Source organism: Chryseobacterium gambrini (assembly GCF_900156825.1).
Lineage (GTDB): Bacteria > Bacteroidota > Bacteroidia > Flavobacteriales > Weeksellaceae > Chryseobacterium > Chryseobacterium gambrini.
The window spans coordinates 36,426-52,355 of record NZ_FTOV01000016.1 but is presented as its reverse complement, the minus strand read 5'-3'; the positions used below and the strand labels follow the sequence as shown (position 1 = coordinate 52,355).

The window sequence follows — 15,930 nt, the reverse complement described above, 5'->3', positions numbered from 1 at the left end:
AAATGAAAAATAAAATATTTTATACGAAATTATTGGCATGGCTCATTCCTATCATCGGTTTGCTTTCTTCACAGTCCTGTAACAACGAGGATGATGATATGAAGGGGACGACTCCTGTTATCGAACTGGTTTCTGCATCGGTAGATGCCAACAACAAGCCTGTAGATCCTTTGGTAAGCACCCATATCGGTTATCCGTCTAATACTTATGTTATTAAAGGTTCCGGTTTTGCCAGTCTCAGACATATCTATTTTAATGATTATGAGTCTACCTTTAATCCTAATCTGGTTACAGACAATGCGATCATTATTACCATCAATATCAATACACCTTATGTTAACGGAAGTAATAAATTAAAATTAGTGACCGCAACCGGAACTGTTGAGTATGATTTTGTCATTGCTCCTCCATCTCCGATTTTTAACGGATTCCAAAGCATCAACGCTGCCGACGGAACCAATATTACTCTTAAAGGGAACTATTTCGTTAACCCGACAGTAAAAGTAGGCAATACGGATGCAGCTATTGTTTCTTACGATCTTACCCATATTGTTGCCACGCTTCCCGCAGGATCTCAGGGTAAAAAAGTGTCTGTAACTACTTTATCGGGAACTGTTACGTACTCGTCTCAAATAGGCACTTCAATTTATGATGATACCTTCTCTGGCGGTATTTCTAATGCTACATGGGCAGGAGATACTTATGATACGGCATACAGCACAGATCCTGCAAACATTAAACAGGGAGAAAAAGCAATAAAATGGGATGTAAAAGCATGGTCTGCATTCCAGATCGATAACAGTCCTTCTATTCCTTCCGCTGCAAAAGGAATTCGGTTTTATATAAAATCTACCTCTGCAATAAACAATGGATTACGTCTTATCTTAAATTACAGTTGGGGAACTACTCCTTCTATAAGCGTAGGAACAGAATATCAATATGTTGAAATACCTTGGTCGTCTTTCGGATTAACTTCCGCGCCTTCTACAATGAATATTGTATTCAATAATAACACAGGCAATACCAATACAATATATATGGATGATATTGGTTACTACTATTAAAAAAAGCATTCAGTCATCCCATATACAAATACAGCACACAATACTAAAGATATTTTTTTTATATAGTTTTATTCTCTTAGACGTACATGGTAAATCATGTACGTCTTTTTTTCAGCCAAATCTATTTTTATACCGACTTTCTTTCTGCCATCCAGCCTCACCATATGTGTCTATAAAGCATATTTTAACTTGTACCATTCCTACAGAAACGAAAGAAATAACACAAGTAGCATCCTGTTTGTTACGCGTGATATACCAAAGTGCATCACCATGAGCCACTCCCCATGAGGAAACCCTGTGAACTAATAAATCTGCCTCATCTCTGCTGTTTACGACTGCAACCCTTACCTGCGCTTCTCCTGACGATGCAGTCTGATATATTCTTGCCATTTTAAACGTTTTTTATATTATGTACGAAATAATCTCACTAAGGTTTCGCGTATTTCATTCTTTTAAGTAATTGAGTAGTGTGATAGCCGTCGAGAGAAGAACCGGCAACTGTTCCTGCCTTTTCAATATCCAAGATTCCTGTTTCATCCCAGATTTCTTCAGGGAAATATAAGTCTGTAATTTCGCCGACAATTAAATGCGTACCGTTGCTTTTTACAGAAACAATTTCTTTCAGGATTAACCCGATCTGTATGCTCGACTCCTGAACAAAAGGTGCTGAAAAATTATTTTTGTATTCAGCAGTTAGTCCAGAAGCATCAAATTCTGACTGTTCGCGCTTGTATCGTGCCGATGTCTGGTGTGCTTTTTCAAAAATTTCTTTATTCACATGGTTAATGGTATAATAACCTGTCTGTTGTATATTTTCCAGCGTATGTCTTTCAACGGAATCCGGTCGGGAAATAAATCCCATTAAAGGAGGATTCGCGCCGATGTGCATTACAGAATTAAAGACAGCAAGATTGGCTTGCCCATCTTTATTTACGGTTCCAATTAAATTAAGACTTTTAAAGCCACTCAAAGAATTAACAAGTGCCGTTCTTTTCCTTTCTTCTGTTTCGGCTATCTGCTGATTGGTAAAATGAATTAACATTAAGTATTGGGATTTAAATTTTTAATTAAAATGTATTTAAAACAGAATTTAATTCTGCTGATGTTGAATGATTTTTGGAGAAAATGTTATTACGCTTACAAAACTGTATGAGAAAGCCTGTCAATTACATTGTCAATTTTAAAGCATAAATTTTACAGACAATGATTCATTGTCACAGTGCAGTTCTCTTTTTAAACATCTGAAAAAAGACATTCACAAAAATAACGATCGCTGTGATGATTGCCGCAATATAAACGGTCTGGTTGGAATGCTGATTGGCTACCGCAATTGCAATTAATGCCCAGACTGCCACCAAAGCAAAAGCTCCCATCTTCTGTTTCCAAACCATATACAAATGAATAATGGCTGCAACGGCAAACATGATCACCGTCCACACAGTTTCTGAAATTCCAAAGCCGGACCACTGTATTTTTTTAAGATAAGCTGCTATATCGGCAATTAAAGCTACAGAAATCCAGCCCGAATAAATATAAAAAGGCAGACGAAGGAAAATTGCTGTTTTAAGATCTTTAGATACTAAAATGCTACGGTTATTTCCTATAATCTTAAGCAGAGATATGAATAAAACCACCATAATTGGAATCGTAAGAAAAGTATATTCATACAACCACGTAAATATCCAAAGGCTGTTTGCCACGCAGGAAACGGTAAACCACCAACCGACATTTAAAATAGTTTTTTCTTTGGTATCGGTATTTTTCGTAAACGGGCCGTAATATATTAAAAAGCCCAAAAGTCCGAGGTAAATCAGTCCCCAAATGGAAAAAGCATATCCTGCAGGAGTGAACAGGTTCTGATATCTGGCTGAAATGGTAGCCATCGTTTCATTATTAAAAATTCCGGTGTTGGAAAGATAGTTTACCACAATAGTTGCCACCAAAGCAACTGCATTTAAAATCTGAAATAGCTTTGCCATAATTTACTTTCAGTTAAATTAATCAAATTTACATCAAGCGGAGAAATTCTGCCAACAAAAAAGTATGAATTTTAAACTCTGTGAAGATTTGAGTTGAATCTGTTTTAGCCTAGCTGAACTTTTACGAAAAAAAAAGAAAAATAACACTCCCATTTTGAAGTTATACATTTTGTTTTATTTTGGGCTTAATTTTTGACATCAGTTCGAAAAGTGTATATGCAAGCAGACTTTTTTTGGTAGATTTAATTAAAATTTAGTTTGAACGTTCTTCGATCAGATTGACATCGTAAACATCATATTTCATGTATTCAGTTCTTGAAAAATTTATCCGGAGTAAAGGCGAAATCTCTTCTGAAAAAATAGAGATCATTACTTCCTGTTTTCAGCCGGTGAACACAAAACGAAACGAAATACTTCTCCAATATGATGAGGTATGCAAATGGTATTACTTCATCAATAAAGGATGCATCCGTCTGTTTACCACCACCAAAGACGGAACAGACAGTTCAAGATATTTTGCTTTTGAAGGAAATTTTGCAACCGCTTTGCCCAGTTTTATCGACCAGAAACCGGCACAGGAATATCTTCAGACCATTGAAAAATCGGAGCTGCTCCGCATTTCGAGGAAAGATTTTTATCTTCTCGTAGAAAATGTACCCGAATTTGCCAAAATCTATACCGAAATTCTGGAACTCGGATTCATCATTGCCCAAAAGAGGATTTATGGATTTCAGGGTTTTGATGCTTTGGAAAGAGTAAAATGGCTGATCGAATATCAGCCGCAGCTTTTGCTTCGGGTATCGAACAGGATGGTTGCTTCTTATCTGGGAATATCGCCTTCCACATTAAGCAGAATAAAATCGAAACTGTAAAAACGTTGACATAGAGCAACGTTTTTAATTTTTGGGGTGTCTAACTTTGCAAGACATCGAAGTAATTTAAAATATAGAAAAATGAAATCATTAATTTTTAGCATTCTTTTCGCTCTTTTGTCGATAGGAGCTTCTGCTCAGAAAAATAATTTTCAGCTATCCACTCACATTCTGGATGTTTCAAAAGGAATTCCTGCTCCGGGAGTTAAAATTAAGCTGGAAAAATACAATGAGCAATCGAAAACATGGTCTTTTGTGGATGAGAAAAGTACAGATACAAATGGCAGAATTCCGGATTTTCTTCCGGCAGAAAAAGAAAATCTGGGCATTTTCAAATTAACCTACTACACGAAAGATTATTTCAAAAAAGACCATACCGAAAGCTTTTATCCTTTTGTTGAGGTCGTGTTTGAAATTAAGGATAAAAATCATTATCATGTTCCCATCACGCTTTCGCCTTATGGATATTCCACATACAGAGGAAGTTAAAAATAAAACAGTATTTTGAAAACAGGCTTTAGCATTAATTTTGGTTAAAGCCTGTTTACTTCTATTAATTAAAATTGACGAATGCCCATTCCTGTTTATAATCCTACACTGAACTCACATTAAGTTGCATTCGTAATTTGGGCTGCCTGTACAGATATTCATTTGCCAGTTGTACGCCGCCATCTTTCAAACCAATGAACTGATTTTCTTCTGCGTTATATTCTTTTCCGAAATGAGCGTTTTCATGCTTAAGATAGAGATCAATATCAGAAAACTTCCGATAGGTTATATATAGACGCAAAGTATCATTAATTGTTGTTATGTAATGAAAATCGGTGCTTTTATTCAATTCAATCACAAGATGCGGCCAGTTTTTAATGGTCTGTGAATGCAGCAGAATTCCGTAATACGATGCATCATAATCAAATACATTTTTCAGAACGTTATTCTGCATAATGTAATCTTCAAAATCTGTCAGGCGCAATTGAGGACCCGCACTGAAAATTCCGAATAAAAAAGCGGTAATCCACGAATTATCAATTTTAAAATATTTAATGCTTTCCTCCGTACTCAGATCTGGATGAGGAAGAAGGTAATAAACAGGAAAATTTCTGAACTGTATTAATCCTGTAATATAATTCAGCAACAAATCCGGAACAGCAGGAGCCTGCGTTACTAAATTAGGCAGATAACTGTATTGGTTTTGTTCCTTTAGCAGATGATGTATTTCCAGATCGTTCTTCCATTTTTTCAATTCCTGAAGAACCTTATTGTCATTCATAATCATTAATCTTCCGAGTTGCCATGCCGCAGAATAGGTCATGTCGTACATCTTCGTATCTTCATTCAAAAGATTAAGATAATCCTGATGATCCGGAACATCCGTCCATCCTCTTTCCTGTATCCAACCATAAAGATCGAATGAATAATTCCAGTTGGTAAAAGGTCCCTGATACCATGAAACGATTTTCCCTCCTGCTTTCAGTTGATGTTCAAGCGGTATTTTTGCAAGATCAATTAATTTTCTTACCGCTTCATGCTCCACATTCATAGTCATTTTAAAAGGCTGAAGCTGTAATTCATACAGATAACCTTTTAAGTTTTTACCGTTGTATCTTAAATATTCAAGGATGTAATTATTCTGCTCTTTTTTCCCGTTTTCAGTTTCTTCAAAATCGCGGACGGATTTTGGTTCCGGCAGTTTTTCCCATTCTTGTTTACGTGCTTTTAAATAGGCTTCATTCTCGGATATTAACCAGGCAAGTTCAGGATTGGCTGCTTTTTTCAATTCTTCCAAAGTTAAAACTTCCGAGTCGGCTAAGCCTTTCTGAAACGTATTGAAATCAGGATGTTCTTTCAGCTTATTGATATTAATCTGATAAAGATCTGCACTGATGCTTTCAAAAGACCATTCTGCTAAAACAACGCAGGATTTTGTCTTTTCATATTCATTTGCTCCGCTGAAATTATTTAACTGATATTTTTCTTTTTCCTGATTGTTTACTTCAGCAGAATAATAACAGACGAATACTTTATATTTGGTATCCGGTTCTACCCTTCTGTGAGAGATCACAATGGAAGTTTCTTCAGGAAGATTCAGCTTTTTCAGTTCTTCATGTTCCTGAACTCTTACGTGCGCGAGCTGCGAAACAAAATCCACAGACGGAAAAATTTCACGGTTTCCTTTTAAAAGATTAAGAATTTTTAGTGGTTTTGGCTCCGCAATGTCTTCCAATGAATCATTAAGATGGTTGGTATCGCTTTCCAGTATTTCAAAATCTCCGGAAGCCAGTTCTTCTTCTTTCAGCAAAACCAAAAAAATGTAGGGAATTCTGTTTCCTTTATATTGACAGTCAAATTCCCAAGGCAGAGTACTTCTCCTGAACTGTACATGCGGAAAAGCTCCTGCAAAATCGCCTGTATGTTCATTCGGAGGATACATTGCCAGTATTTCATTCTGAGGAATAGCGGCGTTGTAACCTTCTACATAAAAAACAATCTCCTGTTGCTGAACTGTGGTGAGATTATTCTGAAGATCAGTCTTAATCTGGTATTTTCCTGATCCTACTGTGGGGATATGCGACGGAGCAATGCCTGTTTTTTCTTCTGCCATTTTAAGCGATTTGATAGGTTCCTAAAGATTTTCCTTTGTATTTGTAAACTTCCGTGGTATTTTCCAGATCGGAATAGTCGATTTCCTCTTCATTTAAAATTCCTAAAACAGTCATCATGCTTTTATCCGGCTGTGCAGAATTTTGATTGTATTTTGCTTCCGGTGATGTAAAATCATCCCGATAGGTTTTGGCACAGGTATCGTATAAAGATGTGGTAACAGGATTAATTCCGGATTCTGTTTTAGAAAACTCCAAACGGATGCCTTTGCATATTTCTTTCAGCAATTTTGAACCGGATAATATTTCTTCCTGATCCGGAATTGTATTTGTGTGATTCCAAATGGACTTGGGAAGCGATTTCAGCACCGGAGAAACCTGAAAGGAGGAAAAGTGCGAAACGGCTCCTGTAACCGATAACCCGAGTTTGCTGTCTAACGGAGCAGAATCTTTGTAAACAGGATAGATATTCTCCTTTTTTACACTTTCGGCAGTCAGTTGATCTCCATTGATTTCTGTAACCGGAATTTCGGAAAAAATTTCTAACGCAAATGTTTTCGGATTAACCACAATAGATTCTGTTCCGTCCTTTCTCTTTATTTTTTTTATAATTCCTGATGCAATATTGCAGACCAGAATTTTTGCAGGTTCCGGTAAAAAGCCGGCAATGAATTCTTCTCTGGTTAATGCAGTATTAATAGATTTCTGATGGTTGCCGAATTTAACTTCCAGTTCATAACCTGCCACTTTAAAAGTCGCTAATCCTCTGAAATCCGGCCCTTCCAGTTGTAATCTGGCACTCAGATTAAATGTCTGATTGATGCTAAAAAGCCATATATCCACCACTATTTTGGCATAGATCTGAACATATACTTCTGCTTTGTAATAAAAAGGCTTCCATGAAATAATGAAATCTGCACTGAAGAGAAGTCCTATTTCTGCATAAACCACGCGTCCGTTCAGGATAAGATTCAAACCTCCTGCAAGACCTGCCATAATGCAGCTTGGCGTTAAAGCAAAATAGGCTTTACCGTAAAAATTAACAGGTCCCAGATTAAAGCTGAATCCTAAACGCGGCGTATTATTGGGATAGTGAACCGGAACTTTAAAATTGGGATGATACCCTCCCAGAGTAAATACGAAGTCTCCTGCAGTTTCTCCTTTCAGCCACATTCCTAAAGCAAAACCGCCTGTTAATTTCAGTTGAGGCAACAATATATAGTTGTTCTCCGTTAGTTGTCCCTGTGCGAGAAAGATTCCTTCTTCTAGATCTGCACGCATGGAAAATGCGAATTCAAAATAATAAACTCCCTCCAGCTTCATGGTAGATAAGCCCAAAAGATGTAAAGACGTTTTATTTCCGAAAGCTACTGCAAGTATTCCTGTAGTAAAAATCATTTTGTAGGAATCAAATTTAATTCCTGCAATAATTACATAACTGTTTTCGCGAACAGGCAAATAACGGTTAAAATCTCCAAAAATCTTTTTAATGGAATCTCCCTGTTTTAAACCTCCCTGATGAACGATTTTAATGAGGGGAAAATCCGGAATCTCGGTAATCTGAGGCATTATAAAATCTCGGTTTAATCCAAATCCCAAAGCAAATCCGTGGATGTAAAAAGCAGGATCTAAAGGTATGGGAATGCCCAAATATCCGAATGCGAATAATGAAGAGTAGTTTGGTGTTTTGATGTAAGATCCAATGGCTATTATTTCAATTTTACCCAATCTGAAGGTTAATAAACCATTGTATTCTTCCGTTCCGTTGTGTATTTCTCTTAAAAATGCTCCTGCGATAGAAAGTGAAGGGGTATCATAGATTATGGCAAGTCCCTGCAAAGTAAACTGAAGCTCCTTCCATAATTTTTCCAGACTGAAGTTCTGAAAAACCGTAAAAGGAACTTTAATTCCCAAGCCTACCAACTGCAAACCAAATGGCCCGACATTGAAATCTGCAGATACCGCAATCTGTATGAGATTTTTTTCGATGGAGGGTTTTATCTCATTAATTTTTACCAACGGATGCTGTTTCTCTTTTTCCTGCTGAGTATTTCCTGAAGTCCCGGAATTTTGTTTTTTTGCGGGATCTGAAGCCGGAAGCGCAGGAACTTTTATGCCTTTAAGATCAAACCCGGGAAAGGTAATTTTCTGTTCTTCGTTTCCTGTTTTTAAAATCAATCCTGCATTGAATCCGGCGTTGAGAAACAAATTATCATTGTTTATCCAGATTTTCTGACTGATGAAATTTTTCTTTGAAAAGCTGATCAATTTCTCCCGATCAGGCGTTAATGAATTTTCCTTCTGCGAAAGATACACGAGTTCAAGATCTGAAATTGCATATTCTTTAAGATACTCTCCCACCAAAGGCATTTTTGAAAAACTGATGGCTTGGTTAATGGCTACTGAAAACAGTTTAAACTCTTTAGAAAATACACCTTTAAGCTTTAAGTGTGAATATTTTGCTTCCAGTTGAAAAGCGGTAAGGCTTTCTGTATCGTCTGCGATTTTATAGATCCCGAAATTAAGTTTTTCCGGTACAAAAGGAATGATAATGTCTTTTACATCGCCTTCGTCTTCCAGAAGTCCGGAAATATTTTTTGAAACATCCGGCAACTGACCAACCAAAGAAGTTACGGAAACGTCATCATCCATTTTCGTTCTGTTTCCTGTAATTTTAAAGTCAATCTTTTTTATTGAGACATCAAGCTCAAGCTGAATATCAGCTTTTGATAATGATGGTTTTTCCATGATGTAAAGCTGTTTGATGGTTTTCGCGGATCATATTATAAAGATTCAGTTTTTTCTTAAAATCATTATCTTATTTTCATGATATAAGCTAATTTTACGTGCTGTGGATTCGGGACTTCCACCGGCGTTGGAGTTTCATGACCGATCGCAAATTCTGTGGCTATATTCTCGTCTGTACACCAACTGTTTTCTCTGTAAATAGTCTGATTTCTGGAAGTAGCTTTCGTTCCTAAAAAATCAAAATTATTTCCGCCTGTTCCGGCTTCTACTTTATAATATTTTGTGGTAACGGTACTCCAAACCCGCGGAATATTTTTTTCGCTTAGTGTAATGGTATTAGACCTGTTGTAAACCTGGCTGTTTTTCTGGCCGATTCCGGAGTTCCCGAGAATAAAGCTTCCTCTAAGATCCGGAGTGTTATTAAAGCCGTCGCAAAAAGCCCAGCCTTCGGGAAGCGTGGTTCCGTAAAATGCAACGATGGCTCCTACCGGTAAAGAAACCAGTTCGTTATTGGTATATAAAGAGTTGTTGACATCGGTTCTGCCGGAAGTGATCTTCACCAGTTCTTTTGATCCTTTCATAATTTTAAGCTCCTCATTAAGTAATTCTATCTGGTTTTTCAGCTTAATGAGATCTGCTGTTAAAGTACTGATGACTGTATTCTGAGAATCCAAAGCATTAATGGTTGCTTTTCCGGAAGTAAGCTTTTCAATGTCTGCTTCATTCGCTTTAAAGTCTTTGATGTTTAAATTTTCTGCCATGATTTTAATGCTTTAGAGTGAGTAAAAGATTTTGCCTGTTTTGATGTGGAATTTCATCTTTCCGTTTCTGTAGCCGGGAATATTTTTGTATTCGAGATAGAAAGGATATGCACCGGACGGATTTGCAGGGGCAGATTGTTTTGCTTTTAATCCCGATATTTCCATAATAATGGATGTTCCTTTTTTCAGCAGGTATTCTTTCTGAAAACACAGGAAGTCGTTGTCTGTAGATTTGGGTTTTGCAGGTATGGTCGTGAAGGACTGGTGTTCCAGCAATTTGGTATTGTTGGTTTGTTTTGCATCATTTTCGAGGATGGTAAAAAAGTTGCCTGTAATCCTGAAACCGCTGTTTTCCGACAGCTTAAGATCCAGCTCGGTGGTGTTGCTTATTGCCAGTCTTATGGTCTGTGCTTCGTTTGCTGTGCCATTGTACAACGTATCGTTGCCCAGAATAAATACTTCGAACGGGCTTTCGTTTTCTCCTCTTATATCCATTATTTCAAAAACTTTATCGATGATGAGAGGCTGAGATTTTGTATAGGTTTTAGAGAATTCATCTTTCGTAAGTGTTATATTATACATTTCAAGCTGCACTAAAATTCTTTCCTGATCTAAGCGGTTCACGATGGAGAGATCATTCAATACTGCGGTTAAATTTGTATTTTCAGTGTTCTGATTTTTAAAGCTAAAGGAAATGTGCAGATCGTCTGATTCTTCGGTCTTGTTTGTTTGTACAGCAGAATATTGAAAAAAACCTTTTTTCACTTTAAGTTTTGCCGCACTGTTGTCCTGTCTTTCTATGGTCATCTCTCCCGGAAGAAGTTCGAAGGATAAAGGTTTCGGATCATTTTCTATGACCAGTTTATCAAAAGCGGAATTGTTGCTGAGAGTAAAGCTTACAGTATCAATTAAAGTAGATTTTGAGAGTAAGGTAAGGTGTTTTCCGATAGATGTATTGACGAGGTTTTCTATTTCATCTTTGGAAACATCATTATATACCGACAGATCTGCAATGCGAAGCTGATCTCCGTCTTTATTGCCTCCGACAATGATGTTCTGATCTTCAGCAGCGTCGTTAAATGAAATTATGGCTTTTTTCAGAACTAAGAAATTATCATCCGTAAGATAAAGCTCTATATTTCCTGAAGAATTATAATAAACGGAGGCATTAAACCAGTGGTTTTCCCGGATTCTGAAGTCTTCATCGTTTATTCTGACGTTACTTTTAAAAGAGACAGCGTTTCTGTTATTAGATTTGATGACGCTCAGTATTTTATCCCCGATGGTGATGAGATTAAGAGCCTCGCTGCTGTTTTTTTTATGATAGTTAAAAAAGAAATTAATTAAAGTTCCTTCTTTACCGATGCTTTTTTTAAAGTTTAATTCTAACTGGGTTTTATCTTTAAAATTGAGATAAGAACCTTTATACTCATCAAAATCAACATTTAAAGCACTATTTTGTAAACCGGACTGAACCTGGGTTTTGTAATTATTAACAATGTCATTATTCACTAAATTATCCAGTGGAAAGTAATATAACAGTTTTGCCATGATGTTTAGAATTTAGTAGATTTTATAGACAGCCATCCTTCTTTTAAAACAAGATCGGGAATGTTTCCGGAGTTGGTATTAAAGTCCCCGATCTCCAGAATGGCTTTGGAGGTATTCTCAATCAGCTTCAGCAATAATTTTTCATCGTCATCGGGATCTTCTTTTATTTTAATCTTTTCCCATTCTTCCCGGTTTACAAAATGGATCTGATCTTCCGGATAAAAGGGATATTCCTGAATGATTTTTTTATTGATGAGGCTTTGCTTAAAGCGTTCTCTGATGATTGCTGAAGCGTTTTCTGTGGTAAAAATGTACATTCTGCCCAACAATTCTCTGAGTGTGATGATTTTATTGGAGGTTTTCATTAATAGAAGTTCAGCCAATTCTTTTTCAGGATCATTTAATTCAGAATTGTCTTTTTCTTTAAGTGTTTTTGTTTTTTCAGTGTCTAAATAATAAATTTCTTCGCCCAGCAGATTGTTTTCCTGCTTCATCACATATTTTTCCCGAATGATAAATTCTTTGAGTGCTGTATATTTTTTATTTTTAAACTGATTAAAATCTAAAGCGATCTGCATAGATTTAACGTTTTCGCTTCTGCCGATTTTACCGGTTATCACATCGTTAATAAATTCATTTCTTATGCTGTATTTTTCCGTTTTATTTCTTATCTGAAATTCATTTTTATCGATGAAATAGATATCTTCCTCCGGAAAAAATGTCTTCAATTCATTAATTAAAATATGTTCTTCTTTTAAGTCTGAAAGCAGCGTCTGTAAGTAGGCTTCGGATTCAAAATTCTGAGAAAAATCGATGGCTAAATTTTGGGTCATCCGTTTTTTTAAGGGCGGATTTGCAGGAGATAAAGGTTCTTTTTTATTCTTTTTTTCCAGTTCGATCCACGACCACTGATAGCGATTATCTTTAGCAATGGATAGCTGAAGGTTTTCTTTGGGCGTTAAAACAGGCGCTGTTAATAACGTAAGTTCAATTCTTCTCAAAGCATCTTTAATGGCATTGTACGGCAGTCTTATGCGCTTTTCGGGTAAAATTCCTGTTTTGATGTTCAGGTTTCCTTTAGGATGAATCAGAAGATATCTTTGGCAGGCATTCAGCGTATCATTCAGAGCCAGAAAGATTTCTTTGTCCTGATTTTTATAGCTTATTGAAGAGCTGTACATGGTTTTACCTTCAATTTCGTTCCATTTTTCTCTTCCGTCGATTGGGTTTTCTTTCAGAAAATCTTTCAGAGAATAGTAAAAACGGCTTATTTTCTTTTCTGCATCATTATTAAAATAAATTTTGCTTTCCAAAGCTTTCAAACCAAGTCTTTCGTTATGTTCTTTATTTTCCAGATGGTAATGCCAGTAAGCCAGAACGCCGTCGTTATACTGATTTAAATCTCCAATGGACATCGGGATTTTCACTTTATCGTATTTTCTCTGGCTGTTGTAGGTATTGATCGTGATGTTTTCTGAATAACTGATGTCATGCAACGCTTCTCCTCTGGTGAATAAATTGATGTTCACTAAAGTAATCGCAACAGGCACGGAAGAGATGGTTTCCAACAGAGACGGATTGGCATAATCTTCGGGTGAAATATGCTCCATTGTTCTCTGCAGTTCTTTTATAAACTGATCTTTTTTGTTGGTTTTGCCAATTCTTTCGATAATCCAGTGAATAATTCTTCTGAGATGAGGATTTCTAACAACTGTTGTATAGTCTGTGTTTTCCTGAGCTAAACCGGCATCAAAAGGGGAAGATTCCCAAGCTCCTTCTGTGTCTATTGCCCCTAAATGTTTTCCGTGCGCATCGAAAAACTCTATCCGCTGATTAAGATACACCGGAACCATCCATCCGAGTACAGGAGATTTTTTTCCTTCTGTTGCTGTTCTTGTAAATCTTGTGCTTACGGCAGAAGGCTGAAGATATCTTGGCGGCAGTGCAACCCAGTTATCTTTATTTTCGATTTTCTGCACATGGGTTGTAATTATTTTTTCCGGCTCGATGATTCTGTTTCTTCCGAAAGAATCTACAATTCTCAGTCTGCTCATTTTAAAGGCTCCGTTTCTGAACGGATTGAATATGGATAATCTGTTTGGTGTTAAAAGATCAAGGCTGTTTCCATATTCTTTGCATAAATCTTCTATGCTTTTTGCCATCTCTTTATGATCTGTAAATCCGTTGGGAATGAGGGGTAAGACGGACAAGCCATTGCTTCTCTGAAGCATTAAATTATTGAAATCTGAAAGGGTAAGTTCAAACAAGGAAGTTTCTTCCAGTTTCTGAAGAAATATTTTTATTTTTTCTATTAATTCCGCGTTGTCTTTTTCATCAATACGAAGAAGATTTTTGCCTAATTTTTCTTTTACATATTCTTTAACCTCATCGCTTACAAAGGAATGCCCATAGTAAATATTAGGATTCGGCATATACGCAATATCATGCAAAGGATAGGCTTTTATTAAGTCTGCATTAAGCTCATCCAAAATGTAGGAATCCTGTAAAAAATTTTCTGTAAAATTAGTATCGGAAGCCAGATAATGGCCTTCTTTTTTAGGCAGAAATAAACTTTCCCATTCTACTTTATAGGTATGCCATTGATTGATCCTGATTTCCTGAGAACTGACCAGATTGAGAACATTTTGACGGCTTTCTTTCTTTTCCGGATTGAATAAAGGTACCGACTGTATTTCTTCCGGAGCAGAAGGATTGCTGAAAAGATTGAAAATGCTGTTTTTTTTCGGAGACGAAATAATAACGCTTGGCGGCAGCGGTTCGTAATAATCGGTTCTGTTTTTTTTGGACAGAATCATTCTTGTTTTATACCGCTGATGCAGGAGGTTCCGGAGTTCTTTTTCATTTATGGTTTCTCCGGTCTGTTTTGCTTTCAGTAGAAATTTAATGAGAGCATAATCGCGGTATCTTGTGTAATGTTCTGATATTTTTCCGGAAAATAAATCTTTTGCATTCAGAGCTTTGTCTTTTGTATTTCTCAGCTTTTCTTTTAAGATGCTGATCTGTGAAATTAACAGTTTAAGATCTTCTTTAAGTTTATTGATGTTTTTATCTTTGCTTAAAAATAAAGCGTTTAAATACGTAGACCAGTGCAGATACAGACTTTCAATTTTAGCCTGTAATCTGAAGGTATCCAGCTCATAGCTGTTTTGTATTTTGTTGAGATTTTCCAGCTCATCTTCCAAAGCTTCGGTATAAGAAATCTTGAGGAGATCCGGTAAAGAAACGCCTTCCCAAACCGCAAGAATTTCATCGGATTTTGCAGACTCCTGAAAGGTTTTAAGCTTATCTTTTATCTTTTCATACTGTAAAGCCACATTTCCGCTGAACTCAAAATCCAAAAGACTGCTGTCTACATCATATTCCTGAACAGCATCTTCCTGATCAGAAATAACAATATTCAGAACATATTTTGTTGTTCCGGATGTTTTATTAAACTGTTGCTCGTGCTGTTTATTCCTCAGTCTGGAAATCCAGTCCAGATTAAGCTCCTTCAGTTCATCAAAATTAATGATTGAAGCAATCTGTTCTTCCTGTTTCTGAAGATCCTGCCTGGAAAGATCCGGGTTGTTGCTATTGATGATTAATGCAGAAAGTGTCTCGGGCAAGGTATTCGCAACAGCAACATCAAAGGATTCTTCATTTTCTGTGGCTTCTCCGGATTTTAACTGAAAATTACCTGCAACGATATATTCATCGGCTGCGCTTTGTCCGTAATGATCTACCCATCCGATAATCTGATATACTTCGTTTTCTGTTCCGTCTTCATCATAAAATCCAAATACACTTCTGCAATTGGGATAATGGATATCGAATGAAAAACTTCCCCATCCCAAAGCACTGAGATTTTTTAAATAATTCGTCTGGGAATTGGTCTGATAGATCCAGTCGTTCAGTTTATATTTTCTTCCCACATATGCAAACTGAAAAGTATCTGTTGCTTCTTCCGCGTAGGTACAGGTATTGTTTTTATTCAGTTTAGGATCGTTAATGTTCCATATATAATCGCTTTCCACAATCCATTCCTCCCCATCACGCTGTCTTTTTATATACCAACGATTGGGAGCTTTTGGCAGATTTCCTTTATCATTAAATTTTTTAAAGAATGAAGGAAGAATAAAATGAAGATGAACTCCCTTATCCAGATAAATGGAATTATCCCATGAAAAAGGCCTTGGAATAATCGAGTTTGTTTCGAGGGGAACATTGGGATTTTCAAAGACATGACGCTCTGTATTCATCCACGGAATATTTTCAAAACGGATATCCTGACCAATTACCTGTTCAGGCGAATTGAGATACAAAGTATTTATCCGGAAAGGAAGTATATTGGGCAT

Annotated in this window: 11 protein-coding genes; 3 read left to right on the top strand and 8 right to left on the bottom strand. The window is 36.6% G+C overall.

Going from position 1 to position 15,930, the window contains the following annotated elements:
• Positions 1 to 2 precede the first annotated feature (2 nt).
• A complete protein-coding gene (locus BW951_RS19645) occupies positions 3 to 1,064 on the top strand; it encodes an IPT/TIG domain-containing protein (protein ID WP_076395923.1) in 1,062 nt (353 codons plus the stop codon).
• A 111-nt stretch (positions 1,065 to 1,175) separates the two neighbouring features.
• Here BW951_RS19645 and BW951_RS19640 read toward each other — a convergent pair whose 3' ends face one another.
• From BW951_RS19640 to BW951_RS19630, 3 genes are all read right to left on the bottom strand, one after another.
• Positions 1,176 to 1,454, bottom strand: a complete 279-nt coding sequence (locus BW951_RS19640) for a 7(1) septoil knot domain-containing protein (protein ID WP_076395921.1) — start codon at positions 1,452 to 1,454, stop codon at positions 1,176 to 1,178.
• A 37-nt stretch (positions 1,455 to 1,491) separates the two neighbouring features.
• Entirely contained in the window at positions 1,492 to 2,106 is a 615-nt protein-coding gene (locus tag BW951_RS19635) for a flavin reductase family protein (RefSeq protein ID WP_076395919.1), read from the bottom strand.
• Positions 2,107 to 2,278: 172 nt separating this feature from the next.
• Entirely contained in the window at positions 2,279 to 3,043 is a 765-nt protein-coding gene (locus BW951_RS19630; protein ID WP_076395917.1) for a hypothetical protein, read from the bottom strand.
• Positions 3,044 to 3,345: 302 nt separating this feature from the next.
• Here BW951_RS19630 and BW951_RS19625 point away from each other — a divergent pair, with 302 nt between their 5' ends.
• On the top strand, positions 3,346 to 3,915 hold the full coding sequence (locus BW951_RS19625) for a Crp/Fnr family transcriptional regulator (protein WP_076395915.1): 570 nt from the start codon (positions 3,346 to 3,348) through the stop codon (positions 3,913 to 3,915).
• A gap of 81 nt (positions 3,916 to 3,996) precedes the next feature.
• Positions 3,997 to 4,404, top strand: coding sequence for a hydroxyisourate hydrolase (uraH, locus tag BW951_RS19620; protein ID WP_076395914.1), 408 nt, complete (start codon positions 3,997 to 3,999; stop codon positions 4,402 to 4,404).
• Between the two features lie 103 nt (positions 4,405 to 4,507).
• Here the strand turns inward: uraH and BW951_RS19615 are convergent, their stop codons facing one another.
• From BW951_RS19615 to BW951_RS19595, 5 genes are all read right to left on the bottom strand, one after another.
• The gene (locus BW951_RS19615; protein ID WP_076395912.1) at positions 4,508 to 6,517 is read right to left on the bottom strand and encodes a hypothetical protein; all 2,010 of its coding nucleotides are present in this window, start codon (positions 6,515 to 6,517) and stop codon (positions 4,508 to 4,510) included.
• A 1-nt stretch (position 6,518) separates the two neighbouring features.
• Positions 6,519 to 9,263 carry a DUF6603 domain-containing protein gene (locus tag BW951_RS19610; RefSeq protein ID WP_076395910.1) on the bottom strand — a complete coding sequence of 915 codons (2,745 nt, stop codon included), beginning with the start codon at positions 9,261 to 9,263 and terminating at the stop codon, positions 6,519 to 6,521.
• A gap of 65 nt (positions 9,264 to 9,328) precedes the next feature.
• On the bottom strand, positions 9,329 to 10,024 hold the full coding sequence (locus BW951_RS19605) for a phage tail protein (protein ID WP_076395908.1): 696 nt from the start codon (positions 10,022 to 10,024) through the stop codon (positions 9,329 to 9,331).
• Positions 10,025 to 10,036: 12 nt separating this feature from the next.
• The gene (locus BW951_RS19600) at positions 10,037 to 11,575 is read right to left on the bottom strand and encodes a hypothetical protein (protein ID WP_076395906.1); all 1,539 of its coding nucleotides are present in this window, start codon (positions 11,573 to 11,575) and stop codon (positions 10,037 to 10,039) included.
• A 5-nt stretch (positions 11,576 to 11,580) separates the two neighbouring features.
• Positions 11,581 to 15,930 (bottom strand): PAZ domain-containing protein, encoded by a 4,350-nt coding sequence (locus tag BW951_RS19595; RefSeq protein ID WP_076395904.1) that lies wholly within the window; start codon positions 15,928 to 15,930, stop codon positions 11,581 to 11,583.